The 16,850-nt window shown below is 33.5% G+C and carries 18 protein-coding genes; 6 read left to right on the top strand and 12 right to left on the bottom strand.

Annotated elements, in window-relative coordinates; genetic code table 11:
- From rplP to rpsL, 12 genes are all read right to left on the bottom strand, one after another.
- Positions 1–256 (bottom strand): 50S ribosomal protein L16 (gene rplP, locus ACFDSN_RS08670; protein WP_375239453.1); only part of this gene is annotated, 256 nt, incomplete at its 3' end.
- Between the two features lie 21 nt (positions 257–277).
- On the bottom strand, positions 278–997 hold the full coding sequence (rpsC, locus tag ACFDSN_RS08665; protein ID WP_375239452.1) for a 30S ribosomal protein S3: 720 nt from the start codon (positions 995–997) through the stop codon (positions 278–280).
- Positions 998–1,005: 8 nt separating this feature from the next.
- Positions 1,006–1,413 (bottom strand): 50S ribosomal protein L22, encoded by a 408-nt coding sequence (gene rplV, locus ACFDSN_RS08660; protein ID WP_375239451.1) that lies wholly within the window; start codon positions 1,411–1,413, stop codon positions 1,006–1,008.
- 6 nt (positions 1,414–1,419) lie between these two features.
- Positions 1,420–1,698 carry a 30S ribosomal protein S19 gene (gene rpsS / locus ACFDSN_RS08655; RefSeq protein WP_375239450.1) on the bottom strand — a complete coding sequence of 93 codons (279 nt, stop codon included), beginning with the start codon at positions 1,696–1,698 and terminating at the stop codon, positions 1,420–1,422.
- Between the two features lie 6 nt (positions 1,699–1,704).
- On the bottom strand, positions 1,705–2,529 hold the full coding sequence (gene rplB, locus ACFDSN_RS08650) for a 50S ribosomal protein L2 (protein WP_375239449.1): 825 nt from the start codon (positions 2,527–2,529) through the stop codon (positions 1,705–1,707).
- A gap of 11 nt (positions 2,530–2,540) precedes the next feature.
- Complete coding sequence (gene rplW / locus ACFDSN_RS08645; protein WP_375239448.1) at positions 2,541–2,831, bottom strand: 50S ribosomal protein L23; 291 nt, start codon at positions 2,829–2,831, stop codon at positions 2,541–2,543.
- 7 nt (positions 2,832–2,838) lie between these two features.
- On the bottom strand, positions 2,839–3,468 hold the full coding sequence (gene rplD / locus ACFDSN_RS08640; RefSeq protein ID WP_375239447.1) for a 50S ribosomal protein L4: 630 nt from the start codon (positions 3,466–3,468) through the stop codon (positions 2,839–2,841).
- Complete coding sequence (gene rplC / locus ACFDSN_RS08635; protein WP_375239446.1) at positions 3,468–4,085, bottom strand: 50S ribosomal protein L3; 618 nt, start codon at positions 4,083–4,085, stop codon at positions 3,468–3,470. Before rplC ends, rplD begins: the two co-directional genes overlap by 1 nt.
- A gap of 118 nt (positions 4,086–4,203) precedes the next feature.
- Positions 4,204–4,509 (bottom strand): 30S ribosomal protein S10, encoded by a 306-nt coding sequence (gene rpsJ / locus ACFDSN_RS08630; RefSeq protein WP_106461997.1) that lies wholly within the window; start codon positions 4,507–4,509, stop codon positions 4,204–4,206.
- Between the two features lie 11 nt (positions 4,510–4,520).
- A complete protein-coding gene (gene fusA / locus ACFDSN_RS08625; RefSeq protein ID WP_375239445.1) occupies positions 4,521–6,647 on the bottom strand; it encodes an elongation factor G in 2,127 nt (708 codons plus the stop codon).
- Between the two features lie 5 nt (positions 6,648–6,652).
- Positions 6,653–7,129, bottom strand: coding sequence for a 30S ribosomal protein S7 (rpsG, locus tag ACFDSN_RS08620; RefSeq protein ID WP_375239444.1), 477 nt, complete (start codon positions 7,127–7,129; stop codon positions 6,653–6,655).
- A gap of 24 nt (positions 7,130–7,153) precedes the next feature.
- Positions 7,154–7,528, bottom strand: coding sequence for a 30S ribosomal protein S12 (gene rpsL / locus ACFDSN_RS08615; RefSeq protein WP_375239443.1), 375 nt, complete (start codon positions 7,526–7,528; stop codon positions 7,154–7,156).
- Positions 7,529–7,732: 204 nt separating this feature from the next.
- Between rpsL and ACFDSN_RS08610 the strand changes: the two genes are divergently transcribed.
- From ACFDSN_RS08610 to ACFDSN_RS08585, 6 genes are all read left to right on the top strand, one after another.
- Complete coding sequence (locus tag ACFDSN_RS08610) at positions 7,733–9,367, top strand: hypothetical protein (protein WP_375239442.1); 1,635 nt, start codon at positions 7,733–7,735, stop codon at positions 9,365–9,367.
- Between the two features lie 119 nt (positions 9,368–9,486).
- Positions 9,487–12,594 carry a SusC/RagA family TonB-linked outer membrane protein gene (locus ACFDSN_RS08605; protein WP_375239441.1) on the top strand — a complete coding sequence of 1,036 codons (3,108 nt, stop codon included), beginning with the start codon at positions 9,487–9,489 and terminating at the stop codon, positions 12,592–12,594.
- 18 nt (positions 12,595–12,612) lie between these two features.
- On the top strand, positions 12,613–14,133 hold the full coding sequence (locus ACFDSN_RS08600; RefSeq protein WP_375239440.1) for a SusD/RagB family nutrient-binding outer membrane lipoprotein: 1,521 nt from the start codon (positions 12,613–12,615) through the stop codon (positions 14,131–14,133).
- A gap of 12 nt (positions 14,134–14,145) precedes the next feature.
- Positions 14,146–14,958: a hypothetical protein gene (locus tag ACFDSN_RS08595; RefSeq protein WP_375239439.1), complete on the top strand. Its 813-nt coding sequence runs from the start codon at positions 14,146–14,148 to the stop codon at positions 14,956–14,958.
- A gap of 14 nt (positions 14,959–14,972) precedes the next feature.
- The gene (locus ACFDSN_RS08590) at positions 14,973–15,791 is read left to right on the top strand and encodes a hypothetical protein (protein ID WP_375239438.1); all 819 of its coding nucleotides are present in this window, start codon (positions 14,973–14,975) and stop codon (positions 15,789–15,791) included.
- A 70-nt stretch (positions 15,792–15,861) separates the two neighbouring features.
- The coding region (locus ACFDSN_RS08585; RefSeq protein WP_375239437.1) for an aryl-sulfate sulfotransferase at positions 15,862–16,850 on the top strand (989 nt) is incomplete at its 3' end.

The following is a 16,850-nucleotide window of genomic DNA, read 5'->3' as shown; positions in this document are numbered from 1 at the left end:
CTTTACCCATACGTACTTCAAGAGGTTTCTTTGTAATAGGCTTGTCTGGAAATATTTTAATCCAAAGTTGACCTTCTCTTTTCATATGACGAGTAGCAGCAATACGAGCAGCTTCAATTTGACGTGATGTTAAAAAGTTAGAATCTAATGATTTTATTCCAAAAGTTCCGTTTGAAAGTAAGTGACCTCTACCAGAGTTCCCTTTCATACGTCCTTTTTGCATTTTTCTAAATTTTGTTCTTTTAGGCTGTAACATTTGTTCTTTTCTTTAAAAAAATTACTTTCTACGACGTGGCTGTGACTTACCGCCTTGACGTCCACCTTTTCCTTGTTTCTTAGTAGACAAACCTACCAATGGAGAAAGTTCTCTTTTACCATATACTTCACCTTTCATAATCCATACTTTAACACCTAATCTACCATAAGTAGTGTGTGCCTCAACTAAAGCATAATCAATATCGGCTCTAAAAGTAGATAAAGGGATACGTCCTTCTTTGTAATGTTCAGAACGTGCCATTTCAGCTCCATTTAAACGACCACTAATCTGGATTTTAATCCCTTCAGCATTCATTCTCATTGTAGCAGCAATAGCCATCTTGATTGCACGTCTATATGAAATTCTATTTTCAATTTGACGAGCAATGCTTGTTCCTACTAAAAAAGCATCTAATTCAGGTCTTTTAATCTCAAAGATATTAATCTGAACTTCTTTACCTGTAATCTTCTTAAGTTCTTCTTTTAACTTGTCTACCTCTTGACCACCTTTCCCGATAATAATACCAGGTCTTGCAGTAGTGATAGTAACGGTTACAAGTTTTAAAGTTCTCTCAATTATTACTCTACTTACACTAGCTTTAGATAAACGCGCGTGAACGTATTTTCTAATCTTATCGTCTTCGGCAAGTTTATCACCATAATCGTTTCCACCATACCAGTTAGATTCCCATCCTCTGATAATTCCTAAACGATTTCCGATTGGATTTGTTTTTTGTCCCATATCTCTATCTAGCTTTGTGTTTTATTATTAGCTCCAACTACGATTGTTACGTGGTTTGAACGTTTTCTTATTCTATGTGCACGACCTTGAGGTGCTGGACGCAATCTTTTAAGCATTGCCCCTCCATCTACTCTAATCTCTTGTACAAATAATTCAGCTTCTTCTACATCAGCCTCTTCATTTTTAGCTTGCCAGTTAGCAACCGCAGACAATAACAATGTCTCTAAACGATTAGAAGCCTCCTTTGAACTAAACTTTAAAATATTAAGCGCCTTTTCTACCTTTTCACCTCTTACTAAATCGGCTACTAAACGCATTTTTCTCGGTGACGTAGGACAGTTATTAAGTTTTGCGAAAGCAACAGTTTTGTTACGTTCCTTAATAGCGTCTGCCATTTGTTTTTTACGACTTCCCATAGCTTATTATTTTTTTCCTTTATTTTTTGCACCGATATGACCTCTAAAAGATCTTGTTGGTGAAAATTCTCCTAATTTATGACCTACCATATTTTCAGTAACATAAACCGGCACAAACTGACGGCCATTATGTACTGCAATAGTTTGTCCTACAAAGTCAGGTGTAATCATCGAAGCTCTAGACCATGTTTTTATAACAGTCTTCTTATTAGCCTCAACATTAGCAGCAACTTTTTTCTCTAATTTATAATGAACGTAAGGTCCTTTTTTTAATGATCTTGCCATATCTTATTATTTCTTTCTACGTTCTACAATGTACTTATTACTTGCTTTAGTCTTTGAACGAGTTCTAAACCCTTTAGCAGGTATACCGTTTCTTGAACGAGGGTGACCTCCAGAAGATTTACCTTCTCCACCTCCCATTGGATGATCAACAGGATTCATTACTACTGGTCTAGTTCTTGGACGACGACCTAACCAACGAGACCTACCAGCTTTACCTGAAACAAGTAATTGATGATCTGAATTAGATACCGCTCCAATAGTAGCTCTACAAGTAATTAATATTAATCTAGTTTCACCAGAAGGCAACTTAATTGTAGCAAACTTACCGTCACGTGCCATTAACTGAGCAAATGCACCAGCGCTACGAGCCATAACAGCCCCTTGACCTGGACGTAATTCTACACATGAAATAATAGTACCCAAAGGTATATTAGCTAATGACATTGTATTTCCAATTTCTGGAGACACATTATCACCCGATAATAAAGTTTGACCTACATGTAAACCATTTTGAGCAATCACGTATGTTTTTTCACCATCTTGGTAATTCAACAACGCAATAAATGCTGTTCTGTTTGGATCATATTGAATAGATGCAACCTGAGCAGGAATTCCATCCTTAGTTCTCTTGAAGTCCATAATACGATAACGACGTTTATGACCGCCACCTTTGTAGCGCATTGTCATACGTCCTTGACTGTTTCTACCACCTGAACGTTTTTTCGGAGCTAATAAACTCTTCTCCGGCTTATCAGTTGTAATGGCGTCAAATCCATTTACAACTCTAAATCGCTGTCCTGGTGTGATTGGTTTTAATTTTCTTACTGACATTTGTCTTTAAATTACATGTTAGTGTATAAATCAATCGATTCACCTTCCGCCAATTGTACAACTGCTTTCTTAAGAGCATTTGTTTTACCATGTTGAATACCAGTTTTTGTAAACTTAGTTTTTCTATTTGGACGGACATTTATAGTACGAACTTTTTCAACAGAAACGCCATAAGCAGCTTCAACTGCTTTTTTAATTTCTACCTTGTTCGCCTTTGTTTTCACGAAGAAGCTAAAACAGTTGTTTAATTCACTGTTTGCTGTTGCTTTTTCTGTGATAATAGGTTTAATTAAGATACTCATCGCTTTCTTATTTACTTAAATTCGTTACAATTTCTTCTAAAGAGCTCTCTAAAAGAACAACTTGCTTTGCCTTCATTATTTCGTAAGTACTTAATTCTGAGTTCATTACAACATCAGAACCTTGTATATTACGAGAAGACAAATATACATTTTTATTTGAAGCACCCAAGACAAATAGAGATTTTTTGTTCTGTAAGTCTAAGGCATTTAGTACTGCAGCAAAGTTTTTAGTTTTAGGAGACTCAAAATTGAAATCCTCTAAAACTACTATAGAATTTTCTTTTGCTTTAATACTAAAGGCAGATTTACGAGCTAATCTTTTTAATTGCTTATTCAATTTAAAAGCATAATTCCTAGGTCTCGGTCCGAACATACGTCCTCCACCTCTAAAAACTCCAGACTTAATACTACCTGCACGAGCTGTACCAGTACCTTTCTGCTTTTTAATTTTACGGGTACTACCTACTATTTCAGCTCTTTCTTTTGACTTATGCGTACCTTGTCTTTGATTTGCTAAATATTGCTTTACATCTAAGTAAACAGCATGATTATTTGGTTCTATCCCGAAAACAGTATTAGAAAGGTCTGCCTTTCTACCTGTTTCTTTTCCGTTAATATCTAAAACTGCTACTTTCATTATTTCTTGATAATTACGTAAGCGTTTTTATGACCAGGAACACATCCTTTAACCACAAGTAAATTCTTATCAGAAACTACTTTTAACACTTTTAAATTTTGAACTTTTACTGTGTCTCCACCCATTCTTCCGGCCATTTTCATACCTTTGAAAACTCTTGCAGGATAAGATGCTGCTCCAATAGATCCTGGCGCTCTTAAACGATTGTGTTGACCGTGAGTAGCTTGACCTACACCACCGAATCCATGACGTTTTACAACCCCTTGAAACCCTTTTCCTTTTGAAGTACCTGCAACATCAACAAACTCTCCTTCTAAGAAGTGTTCTACTGTTAAAGTATCTCCTAATTTGTACTCCTCATCAAAACCTTGAAATTCAACTAATTTTCTTTTAACAGACGTACCCGCTTTTTTAGCGTGACCTAAGTCAGCTTTTGTAGCGCTTTTTTCAGTCCTGTCATCGAAACCTAATTGAAGTGCAGAATAACCATCTACTTCTTCAGTTCTGACTTGGGTAACAACGCATGGTCCAGCTTCGATTACTGTACATGGAATGTTTTTTCCATTTTCGTCGAAAATGCTGGTCATACCGATTTTTTTTCCAATTAACCCAGACATAATTATTATTTATTTATTATTAATTTAAAAAATTCAAGGCTGAAAAATACGTTTCAGCCTTGAATTGTATTTTAACCGTTTTTCCTTCGCACGCAGCTTAGGACATGTTGTGTATTACTTAAACTTTAATCTCAACTTCAACTCCACTTGGTAATTCAAGTTTCATTAAAGCATCAATTGTTTTAGAAGATGAAGAATAAATATCTAATAAGCGCTTATAAGAGCTTAGTTGAAATTGTTCTCTAGACTTCTTATTTACGTGAGGTGAACGTAATACTGTAAAAATTTTCTTGTGAGTTGGTAATGGAATTGGACCCGTTACTACAGCACCAGTACTTTTTACTGTTTTTACAATCTTATCAGCAGACTTGTCTACTAAGCTATGATCGTAAGACTTTAATTTAATTCTTATTTTTTGACTCATGTTCTTAACTTTTAAGATTGTTCTCCTTTAGCAGCTTTTATAACCTCTTCAGATACATTTGAAGGTGTTTCAGCATAGTGTGAAAATTCCATTGTTGATGTTGCTCTACCAGAAGATAATGTTCTTAATGTTGTAACATATCCAAACATTTCTGATAATGGTACTGTAGCTTTAACAGTTTTGGCACCAGCTCTATCTCCCATATCACTTACTTGACCACGACGTCGGTTTAAGTCACCAACAATATCACCCATGTTTTCTTCTGGAGTAATAACTTCAAGTTTCATAATTGGTTCCATAATCACCGCTTTAGCAGCTTTAGCAATATTTTTAAATCCTAATTTAGCAGCTAATTCGAAAGATAATTGATCCGAATCCACATCGTGATAAGATCCATCTCTTAGAGTAACCTTCATAGCATCTACTTCGAAACCAGCTAAAGGACCATTTACCATGGCTGCTTTAAAACCTTTCTCAATAGAAGGTATAAATTCTTTAGGAACATTACCACCTTTAATAACAGACTCAAATTGTAATCCAATAGCACCTTCTTCTGCAGGCTCTACAGTAAATACAATATCTGCAAATTTACCACGTCCACCAGATTGTTTCTTATAAACCTCTCTATGGTCTGCAGATGCAGTAATAGCTTCTTTATATTCAACTTGTGGCTGACCTTGGTTAACTTCCACATTAAATTCACGCTTTAAACGATCTACAATTACATCAAGGTGAAGCTCACCCATTCCTGAAATAATAGTCTGCCCTGAAGCATCGTCTGAACGTACTGTAAAAGTAGGATCCTCTTCAGCTAGCTTAGCTAATCCCATTCCTAATTTATCAACATCTGCTTTAGTTTTAGGCTCAACCGCGATTCCAATTACTGGATCTGGAAAGTCCATAGATTCTAAAATAATAGGATGTTCTTGAGAAGAAAGTGTATCTCCTGTTTTAATAGATTTAAATCCAACAGCAGCTCCAATATCTCCAGCTTCTATAAAATCAATTGCATTTTGCTTATTTGCATGCATTTGGTAAATACGAGAAATACGTTCTTTTTTACCAGAACGGTTATTTAACACGTAAGAACCTGCATCTAAGCGCCCAGAATATGCTCTAAAGAATGCTAATCGACCAACAAAAGGATCTGTAGCAATTTTAAATGCTAAAGCAGCAAAAGGCTCCTTTACATCTGGTTTGCGCAAAATCTCTGCACCAGAATCAGGATCTGTCCCAATAATACCTTCCTTATCTACCGGTGAAGGTAAGTAACGACAAACAGCATCTAATAAGAATTGAACACCTTTATTCTTAAATGCAGAACCACAAATCATAGGTATGATAGCCATATCCATAACCGCAGCTCTTAAAGCAACATGAACTTCATCTTCTGTAATAGAGTCTTCATCTTCCATGAATTTCTCTAAAAGATTCTCATCATATCCAGCTACTTCTTCTATTAATAAAGCCCTATACTTACGAGCTTCTTCTTTCATATCTTCAGGAATCTCAATCACATCAAAAGTTGCACCTTGAGTTTCATCATGCCATACAATAGCACGGTTTTTTACTAAATCAATAATACCTTTAAAATCTTCTTCGTCTCCAATATTTAAAACGATTGGCACCGCGTTAGACTTTAACATATCTTTTACCTGCTGACAAACACCTAAAAAGTCTGACCCTTGACGGTCCATTTTGTTAACAAAACCAATTCTTGGCACTTTATAGTTATCTGCAAGCCTCCAGTTAGTTTCAGATTGAGGCTCAACACCATCAACTGCACTAAATAAGAACACTAAACCATCTAACACACGTAAAGATCTATTTACCTCTACAGTAAAATCTACGTGACCAGGAGTATCAATAATATTAAAATGATACCCTTTAGTTTCCGGCACAGCCTCTCCGTTTTCTAATGGGAATTTCCAAGTACACGTTGTAGCAGCAGAAGTAATAGTAATACCTCTTTCTTGCTCTTGCGCCATCCAGTCCATTGTTGCAGCACCATCATGCACTTCACCAATTTTATGTGAAACCCCTGTATAATAAAGAACGCGCTCTGTTGTTGTAGTTTTACCTGCATCAATATGAGCTGCAATCCCAATATTTCTTGTGAATTTTAAATCTCTAGCCATTTCAATTAAAATCTAAAGTGTGAAAATGCTTTATTCGCTTCAGCCATTTTATGAGTATCTACTCTTTTCTTAACTGCTGCACCTTCTTCTTTAGCTGCTGCTAAAACTTCTGATGCTAAACGTTGAGCCATTGACTTCTCGTTACGTTTTCTTGAAAAACTAATTAACCATTTCATTGCTGTAGAAATTTTTCTATCTGCACGAATTGGGTTAGGGATTTGAAACGTTGCTCCACCAACTCTACGACTACGCACTTCTACGTGAGGCATAACATTAGTTAAAGCATCTTTCCACACCTCTAATCCTGTCTTCTCTTCATCTGTTTTCTTTGATTCTACGATGTCAATTGCATCATAAAACACCTTAAAAGCTACTGACTTCTTACCATCCCACATCATCATATTAACAAAACGAGTTACTAACTGGTCGTTAAAACGAGGATCTGGCAAAAGCGGTCTTTTTTTCGCTGCTCTTTTTCTCATGTCTTCTTCTTAAAGTTTTTAAAATTACTTTTTAGGGCGTTTTGCACCATACTTAGATCTACGTTGTGTTCTTCCTTCGACACCTGCGGTATCCAAAGCACCACGAACAACATGATATCTAACTCCTGGCAAATCCTTTACCCTTCCACCTCTAACCAATACTATCGAGTGCTCTTGTAAATTGTGTCCCTCACCACCGATGTATGCATTTACTTCGTTACCGTTCGTTAAACGAACCCTTGCCACCTTACGCATTGCTGAGTTTGGTTTTTTAGGTGTCGTTGTGTAAACACGAGTACACACACCACGTCTTTGTGGACACGAATCTAAAGCAGCCGATTTACTCTTCTTGGTTATTTTGGCTCTTCCTTTTCGTACTAATTGTGAAATTGTTGGCATATTAATAATATAATTTAGCTTATCCTCTTCTTAGAGGACTGCAAATGTAGTGATTAATTTCCATACTTCAAACCATAATTCATTAATTTTAAATTCAACCACAGAAAACACCTAACAAACAAGCAATTTATTAGATTTTACATTAAGTTTACACTACTAAAAAAGCGTTACAAATTGGCAAAACTAAAAACATTCATAATTCTTTTGAGTTTAATTCTTACTTGGCCTTGCCTATCTCAGGGCTCTAAAATAAAAATAAAACCTATAGACAGTATAAACCAAAATCTAGCAAACAACATAACTAAAGAATTAAACCACAAAAAAGACTTCACCTACAGAGCAGTTGTAAAAAAAATAAAACAGCTAGGCTATTTTGATTTCGAAATCAAAAAAAACGACACACTAACTCCTCAAAAAGAATACGTTATAAAATTCAACAACAAACTAAAAACAATTGAAATTAAATTAAACATAGAAGACATTATATATATCCCAAAAAAAATTAAAATTAATAAAAAGAATAAAGTAAGCATAAACACAGAAGATTTAGAGATTTTACTTCTAGATATTGGTGAAAAAATAAAAGAAAAAGGGAACATGTTTTTTGAAATTAAATTGATTAACATAAAAAAAAGTGACTTCGTATTAACAGCTGAGCTTCTTATAGAATTAGGAGAGAAAAGAAAAACTGATAAAATTATTATTAAAGGGTATGAGAAATTCCCAAGAAAATTTATACGCAGGCATTTAGACTTAAGAACAAATCAAATTATTAATTTAAACACAATAAAGAAACAATCATCAAAATTAAATACACTAAAATTTGCTAAAGAATCCAAAACACCAGAATTACTTTTTAAAAAAGATAGCACGATTATATATATGTATATCGACAAAGAAAAAAGAAACAGCTTTGATGGCGTTATAGGTTTCAATACAGATGAAAATAATGGTAAATTAGATTTCACAGGCTACCTAAGCCTTAACTTACTAAATAATTTCAATAAAGGGGAGGAAATATCTCTCAATTACAGGAGTGACGAAAATAAGCAGCGTTTAATAAATATACAACTAAACATACCCTATATCCTTAAAACAGCAATTAGCTCAAAATCTAGTTTAAATATTTTTTCAAAAGACAGCACGTTTACTACAACAAATATATCAGAAGAGTTTTTTAAAAAAATTGGAAATAGAAGCAAAATAGGGATAGGAATAGAAAGTGTGAATTCAAAAGTAACAAAAAACAACATAGATAACAACTTAATAGATTACACAACCAATAGTGCATTTCTAAACTATGAATTCAAAAAAACCAACACAAAAGACCAAAATAAAAAAGACGTATTTTACTTAAATATTAAAAGCAACTACGGTTCACGAAAAACAACTAGCAAGAACACAAATCAAGTGAGTTTTGAAATAATTGCATCAAAACTAATAACTCTAAATCAAAAAAACTATTTCCACATAAAAAATACAAACAAAAAACTCTTTAGCAAAGATTTAATACAAAACGAGTTATATCGCTTTGGAGGAATAAACACCATAAGAGGTTTTGATGAAAACAAAATAGAAGCAAATACTTTTAATACAATCAATATAGAATATATACATACATTAAATAATTCTATAAGCATAAATACAATAACTGATTTTGCATACTTCGAGAATATAAATTTAGATCAAAAAGAAAAACTAATAAGCTTAGGTCTAGGGATAGAAACCAAAACAAAAAGCGGACTACTAAATTTAATAATAGCCACTGGTAAAACAGAAAATACCAAATTAAAATTTTCGAATGCAAAAATACATATCAGTTTAAAAACATTTTTCTAAGCACAAACCCCTAAAAACAGCTGCTTTTTAAAAATAAAAAGAAAATTTAACCCATATTTATTGTTTAATTAACTTTTTATTATGATTTTTGACCTAGACTAATTCAAATAAAAAATAAAATGAAAACAAAGTTTAGTGGAATTTTAACGCTATTTCTAGCGTTTGTTGTGCAACTAACGTTCGCACAAGAAAAAACAATTTCAGGAGTTGTTTCCGACGAAAACAGTTTGCCGTTACCAACAGCAACAGTTTTAGTAAAAGGAACTGCAAATGGAACATCAACAGATTTTGATGGTAATTATTCAATTACAGCAAACACAGGTGATGTATTAGTATTTAGCTATGTTGGTTATGCTGATCAAGAAGTTGCTGTTGGGGCAGAAAACACAATAAGTGTTACTTTACAATTAGATTCTCAATTAGAGGAAGTTGTTGTAACTGCTTTTGGTATCAAAAGAAAAAAAGACGAAGTAACTACTGCTTACCAAGAAGTAGGTACTGAGGATTTAGTTAAAGCTAACAACCCAAACATTGTTAATAGTTTATCTGGTAAGGTATCAGGTTTACAAATTACACAAACTAGTAATGGTGTTGATGGTGATAACAGAATTGTATTAAGAGGTAACCGTTCAATTTCTGGGAGTAATGAAGCTCTTATTGTAATTGATGGTGTAGCTTATGGTACAAGTACAACAATATTAAACTCTTTAGATCCTAATGTAATTGAAAACGTAAACGTAATTAAAGGAGCTGCTGGTTCTGCATTATATGGTTCTCAAGGATCAAATGGTGCAATTATTGTAACTACAAAAAAAGGTTCAGGAGACGGATCTAAAGCTAGTGTGAAGTTTAACAGTTCACTTGATTTAGAGGTTGTTGATTACGTGCCGGAAAGACAGACTAGATATGGTCAAGGTTGGGATTTAGGTAATGGCTTTGAAAACATAGTTTATGAAAATGGTGGTTGGGGTCCAGAATATGATGGGCAAATGGTACCTGTTGGTTTACCTCAAGCTGATGGAACTTTTATTATGGCACCTTACTCTTCAAGAGGAAGCGACCATATTAAAGAATTCTTTAGTACAGGTATAACTAAACAAAACTCAGTTTCTATATCAGCTGGAGATAGTGATGGGTATATTAACTTTAGTGCTAGAAATGTTGATACAGAATTTGTTATCAAAAATGACACTAGAAAAAGAAATACTTTCACTGTAGGTGCAGGTAAAACTTTAGGTAAATGGACACTTGGATCTAACGTAATATATACAAATACCACTGCAGATAGGCATAATGGTGACTTATACACACAATTATTACAAACTCCAGGTAACGTTCCAATAACTGCATTTGAGAATTCAGGAAATGAAGGACACTGGAATGCATACTTTACTAATCCATATTGGAACAGAGATAACCAAAGAGCAGTAAGTCAAAGTAACAATGTTGCAATGAATTTTGATTTAGGTTTTAAATTTAATGATCATATTTCTGCAAAAATTGTTACAAGTGCAAGAATTAATGAAGGAAATGGATTATCTTATCAAAATGGATATGATGAGCCTGACGAAATTGTAAATAATACTGGTGCAAATAGAACTTTAGTGTCAAATTTCCAATTTAACAATTCAAGATCAAGTCAATATTACACAGATTTATTCTTAAATTTTGACTATATGTTAACTGATGATATTTCATTTAACGCTTTAGTAGGTGCAAACAATCAGTATAACAAAAGTAGTTTTACTTCTGTTGGAGGAGAGGATTTAACAATACCTGGTATTTTTAATTCATCTAACCTAAACAATGGATTCTCTGATGCATTGACAGATGATGATAGAAGATCAAATTCTAGAATTGGTGTTTTTGCTAACATAGATTTAGGATATAAAGATTTCTTATATTTAACTGTTACTGGTAGAAATGACTGGTCTTCAACTTTAGACCCTTCTAACAATAGTTTCTTTTACCCAAGTGTTAGTAGTTCATTTATTGCAACTAAAGCTTTTCCAAGCTTAAAGTCTAATACTTTAAATGCCCTTAAATTTACTGCTGCTTATGTAAAAGTTGGTAATGATGGAGGTATTGGAGCTTATCAAATTACACCATTAGTTAATCAAGCACCTAGATTTCCTTTAGGAGGACAAAACTCTTTTATTGCAGATCAAACAATAACAGATCCTTTGTTAACTCCTGAATTTACAACTTCTTTTGAATTTGGAATGAATTTAGGTATGTTTAAAGACCGTGTAACTTTAGATGGTAGTTTCCAATCTTTTAATACTACAGATCAAATTACTTCTGTTGGAGCATCTGCTGCATCAGGATTATCTAGAGCTACAATTAACGTTGGTGAAACTAAAGGTATTGCATACGAAATTGATTTAGGAATTAAGGTAATTAAAACAGATAAGATAAACTTAGATGTTAACCTTGGATACTATACTTCTGAAAATGAAGTTGTAAAAGTTTCTGATCAAGCAACAGAAGTAACTTTAGGTGGATTTACAGGTTTTGCTGAAGTATTTGCAATTGAAGGAGAAAACTTCCCAGTAATCCAAACTAACTATTATGAAAGAGATGATTTAGGAAGAGTAATTGTTAGCCCTACAGGACTTCCAGTTGAAGCTGCTGGCTTAAAAGTTGCAGGTAGAACTACACCAAAACATATTCTTAACTTAAATACTAAGTTTAGATATAAAAACTGGACTTTACAAGCAACAATGGATTACAGAACAGGACATGTTTTCTATTCTGACACAAAATCTAACTTAACTTGGTCTGGTCATGCTGTTGAAACTGCTCAAGGTGGACGTGGTGCTTTTATATTACCAAACTCAGCTATTGAAGACCCAACTAATCCAGGTACGTATATTGCAAACACAAGTACTCCTTCTGGAGGAACTACAGCTGGTTCTTATATTAACTGGTTTAATAACTACAGAAATGTTGGAGAAAACCATATTTTAGATGCTACAGCATTTAAAGTAAGAGAATTATCTTTAAGATATGATTTTAGTGATGAATTACTAAAAAACTCATTCATAAAAGGTTTAAGTCTTAGTGCTACAGCAAGAAATCCATTTACTATTTTACCAGCAGAAAACAGAGGTTATAATGACCCTGAAGCTGGATTTACAAGTGGAAATGCTGCAGGTATTACAACTCAAGCGGGTAACTACCCTGCTACTAAAACTTTTGGTTTAGGTTTAAATTTAACATTCTAAAACAAATAAAATATAATTATGAAAAAATATATAAGCAAAATATTAGTAGCTGCTGTTATTGGATTAAGTTTTTCTTCTTGTGAGAATGCACTTGATATCAATAACACAGAAGTAGATGCTACTAGCGAAAACATTACACCTGACTTACTTTTAGCAGGTGCAATAGTTACACCAAGACCTACGTTTGAAGTTACAATAAATGAACTTGGAAACATAATGATGAATCATTGGGCTGGTGATGTAAATAATGTTACTGGTGGTTTTCAAGATGAATTCCGTTTAAACATAACTCAAAACTTTTACACTGGCGCTTTTAATGGTTTATTTAGAAACTCAGGTACTTATCAGGTGATTATATCTTCAGATAAACCAGGTTTCTCTAACCATAAAGCAATTGCTAGAATCTTAAAGTCATATTATTTACAATATGCTGTAGATTTATATGGAGATGTACCTTATTCTCAAGCATTACAGTTTGGAGAATTTTTAACTCCTGCATATGATGATCAAAAAGACATCTATATGGGTTTAATTACAGATGTAAATACAGCTTTAGAAACTATGGCTACATCAACTGATGTTGTTGGTGCAGAAGATGTAATCTTTAACGGAGATATGTCTATGTGGACACAATTTGCTAACACTTTAAAACTAAAGATGTTATTAAGAGTTAAAGATTTTGCTGATAGTAATGTTGATGCTGATTTTACTACTTTTTATAATACAGAGGTTGCGAATTTAGATGAAAATTTCTTAAGTTCAGATGCAACAATAGATCCTGTTTATGAAAATGCTGCAGGAAAACAAAATCCATTTTTTGCAAATTACGGACAAGATTCAGCTGGTGAAGATACATTTGATAATGACTTTATTGTGCCTTCAGATTATTCTGCTGAATTCTTAAAAGGTAACACTACAGAAGATGGAACTACTACAGGTATTTTTGATGCACGATTATTAAGACTTTATGAGCCAGTAACTCAAGGTCCTGATGCAGGAAATGTAACTGGAGTGCAACAAGGTGCTGATAATACAACTGCTCCTGTAGAATTATCTGAATTAGGACCTGGTGTATTATTAGGATCTGAACAAGTTAGTTATTTAATGACTGCTGCTGAAGCTTTATTTATTCAGTCAGAGGCTGCCTTTTTAGGTGTAATCAGTGGTGATGCTCAAACATTATTTGAAGATGGTATAAGAGCCTCTTTTAATAATTTAGGTATTGCTGGTAGTGCAGATGCATATATTACTGCTTCTGCAAACACTAACCTTTTAGGTTGGACTGGTTCTGCTGATAAGGTTGAAGCAATTATGACTCAAAAATGGATTGCTTTAAGTCCATATAATGCAATAGAAAGCTGGATTGAGTATACTAGAACTGGATTTCCAGATGTACCAGTATCTATCATTGCAGAATCTCCTACTAGACCAAACAGATTATTATATCCTTCTTCTGAGTATTCAACTAATTCAGCAAATGTGCCAACACAAGCACAGTCTGATGCTTTTGGAACGAAGTTGTTCTGGGATGTTAACTAAAAAAAAAAAAACATGAAAAATTTAAGTAAATTATTATTGTTAGCTATACTGCCACTTTTAAGTGTATCATGTATAGTAGATGACGAAGCAGAAACTGGTTTTGAAGCTAGTGCATACATTGTCGGATTTGAAAAATCTAGTACATTAGAAAGTTATTTCTCAGATATTGGAGCAGTTAATGTTGATGTAGCTGTAAATCTTTTAGGAGGTAATTCTGGTATAGAATTACCAAGTGATGTTACTGTTTCTTATACAGTTGATCCAGCATCTACAGCAATTGAAGGAAATGAATTTTCTTTACTTGGTAGTTCTTTTACAATGCAAGAAGGTTATAGATATGGTATACTACCTTTACAAATTAATACTGGAGGATTAGATCCTGATACTCCAACTGAGTTAATTTTAAGGTTAACTACTACTGATTCAAATAATACAGTTGTATCTTCTGCTAATAATACATTCTCTATTACCTTTGTTGGATGTCAATCTGATCATGCTGGGAGCTATACAAGCCCTGCGGTTACTTCAAGTACTGCACCTAATACTGTAATAACAGAATTAGCACCTAACACATACAGAATTGAGTCTATGCCATACCTTGCGTTTGGTGGAGGAGGTGGAGCACCAGCATATATGGATTTCACAAATGTTTGTGGTGAAGTTAAAGCTACTGGATGGGTTGCAGCAACTCTAATTGATGCACCTGCGGTTGTAGATGAAGTAACAGGAGCTATCACATTTGAGTATTTAAAAATTTATAATGGAGATGATGTAGCTTCAGGTATTTGGTTTGAATTACCTGCTGCAACATATACACCTAACTAATTAAACTTATTATTATGAAAATAAATAAAATAAAAATAGGAGCTTTTCTATTATTAGGTTCTATTCTAATTAATAGTTGTTCTGAAGATGATGTAGCTGGTATGGACAATAGGACTGAGAAGCCTACTGCAACAACTACTGTTACAAGTTTAGATTTAACAGAAGGAGAAATGGCTACAATTCCATTTACAATTGATCAACCAATAAATAAAGTTGCACAATTTAAAATAGAAGTAGTAAATTCTACAAGATCTACAGATGACTTAATTGCTGGAGATCAAGATACTGATGCTGATACAGGAGTGCCTGGTGAAGGTTTTGAGATAACAGTACCAGCTTTTGCTACTAGTTTTGATATCCCAGTACAAGCATTATTTGATTTTGATAAAACTGAAGGTACTGAAGAGGTGGTTTTAAAAATATCTGCTGCTGGTATAAGAACAATTTTAACTCCTAAACCTTATATTGTAAGAGTATCAATAGCTGATTTAAGCTTTTGTACTTGGACTTTATCTATGACTGATGATTACGGTGACGGATGGTCAGGTGCTTATATTTCTCTTGATAATGGTGGGACAGAAACTCAATATTTAAATGAAGATTTAGATGGTGTTTTCGGATACATAGTTGAAACTCAGGAATATGAGATTGCGATTTATGAAGGTTTTGACTTCGAATTTTATTATCACGCAGGTGACGGTGCTGGTGGACCTCCAGGATGGGATGTTGAAAACACTTATGTTTTAACAGCACCTGATGGTACGGTATATGCTGATGGACCAATTCCAGCTGATGGAATTATTACAAATGGTACTGGTGTAGCTTGTAACTAATATTAATAAATTAACACTTATAAAAGTCATCTCAATTTTTGAGATGACTTTTTTTTTTTATCTTTACAGTATGAAATACAATTACTTATTTATATTTTATTTTTTATTTACGATCCATTTTATTAATGCACAAAATACTGTAGGAATAATAAATAATACCGATGCTGCTTACCATGGTTATACACTGTTTGCACCTAATAATTCAACACATACTTATTTAATTAATAACTGTGGAGAACTTGTTAATAAATGGACATCTACTGGTACACCTGCGGCTTCAGTTTATTTATTGGAAAACGGAAATTTACTTAGAACCGGAAAAGTAGCTAATACAGAAATCACTTTTGGTGGTGTTGGAGGTAAACTAGAATTATTTGACTGGGATAACAATTTACTATGGTCTTATAATTATTCTTCAAATTTAATTAGTCAACATCATGATGTTTATCCTTTACCAAATGGTAATATTTTAATGTTAGCGGTTACAACTATGACAGCGGCTGAGGCTATAACAGAAGGTAGAGACCCCTCACTTTTAACCGACTCGAAGTTGTTTAATGAACAAATTTTAGAGTTAGAACCAGTTGGCGCAAATGGTGCAAATATAGTATGGGAATGGAATATAAAAGATCATTTAATTCAAGACTTTGATGTGACTAAAAATAACTTTGGTGTTGTAACTGATCATCCAGAATTATTAAATGTTAATTTTTTAAATGGGGATTCTCCAGTAGCAAATTGGTTACATATCAATTCTATTCAGTATAACAGTAGTTTGGATCAAATTATTCTTAGTTCTAGAAAAATGAGTGAAATTTATATAATAGATCATTCTACTACAATAGCAGAATCTGGAAGTCACTCTGGAGGAACTTATGGTAAAGGCGGTGATTTTCTTTTTAGATGGGGTAACACAATAGCTTACAATAAAGGTACTGCTTTAGATCAAAAATTATTTGGTCAACATTTCCCCCATTGGATAGATGACAGCTTTATAGATGGTGGTAAAATTATAGTATTCAATAACGGTTTAGCTAGAGCATACTCTTCTGTAGATAT

The sequence above is a fragment of the Aurantibacter sp. genome (genome assembly GCF_042094015.1).
Classification (GTDB): domain Bacteria; phylum Bacteroidota; class Bacteroidia; order Flavobacteriales; family Flavobacteriaceae; genus Aurantibacter.
The sequence above is the reverse complement of the archived record's forward strand: the minus strand, read 5'-3'. Positions and strand labels throughout refer to the sequence as shown.

Bases quoted from the DNA above. Each gene is read 5' to 3' on its own strand.
- rpsC (WP_375239452.1), bottom strand. From the start codon at position 997: ATGGGACAAAAAACAAATCCAATCGGAAATCGTTTAGGAATTATCAGA.
- rplV (WP_375239451.1), bottom strand. From the start codon at position 1,413: ATGGGAAGTCGTAAAAAACAAATGGCAGACGCTATTAAGGAACGTAAC.
- rpsS (WP_375239450.1), bottom strand. From the start codon at position 1,698: ATGGCAAGATCATTAAAAAAAGGACCTTACGTTCATTATAAATTAGAG.
- rplB (WP_375239449.1), bottom strand. From the start codon at position 2,529: ATGTCAGTAAGAAAATTAAAACCAATCACACCAGGACAGCGATTTAGA.
- rplW (WP_375239448.1), bottom strand. From the start codon at position 2,831: ATGAGTATCTTAATTAAACCTATTATCACAGAAAAAGCAACAGCAAAC.
- rplD (WP_375239447.1), bottom strand. From the start codon at position 3,468: ATGAAAGTAGCAGTTTTAGATATTAACGGAAAAGAAACAGGTAGAAAG.
- rplC (WP_375239446.1), bottom strand. From the start codon at position 4,085: ATGTCTGGGTTAATTGGAAAAAAAATCGGTATGACCAGCATTTTCGAC.
- rpsJ (WP_106461997.1), bottom strand. From the start codon at position 4,509: ATGAGTCAAAAAATAAGAATTAAATTAAAGTCTTACGATCATAGCTTA.
- fusA (WP_375239445.1), bottom strand. From the start codon at position 6,647: ATGGCTAGAGATTTAAAATTCACAAGAAATATTGGGATTGCAGCTCAT.
- rpsG (WP_375239444.1), bottom strand. From the start codon at position 7,129: ATGAGAAAAAGAGCAGCGAAAAAAAGACCGCTTTTGCCAGATCCTCGT.
- rpsL (WP_375239443.1), bottom strand. From the start codon at position 7,528: ATGCCAACAATTTCACAATTAGTACGAAAAGGAAGAGCCAAAATAACC.
- ACFDSN_RS08605 (WP_375239441.1), top strand. From the start codon at position 9,487: ATGAAAACAAAGTTTAGTGGAATTTTAACGCTATTTCTAGCGTTTGTT.
- ACFDSN_RS08600 (WP_375239440.1), top strand. From the start codon at position 12,613: ATGAAAAAATATATAAGCAAAATATTAGTAGCTGCTGTTATTGGATTA.
- ACFDSN_RS08595 (WP_375239439.1), top strand. From the start codon at position 14,146: ATGAAAAATTTAAGTAAATTATTATTGTTAGCTATACTGCCACTTTTA.
- ACFDSN_RS08590 (WP_375239438.1), top strand. From the start codon at position 14,973: ATGAAAATAAATAAAATAAAAATAGGAGCTTTTCTATTATTAGGTTCT.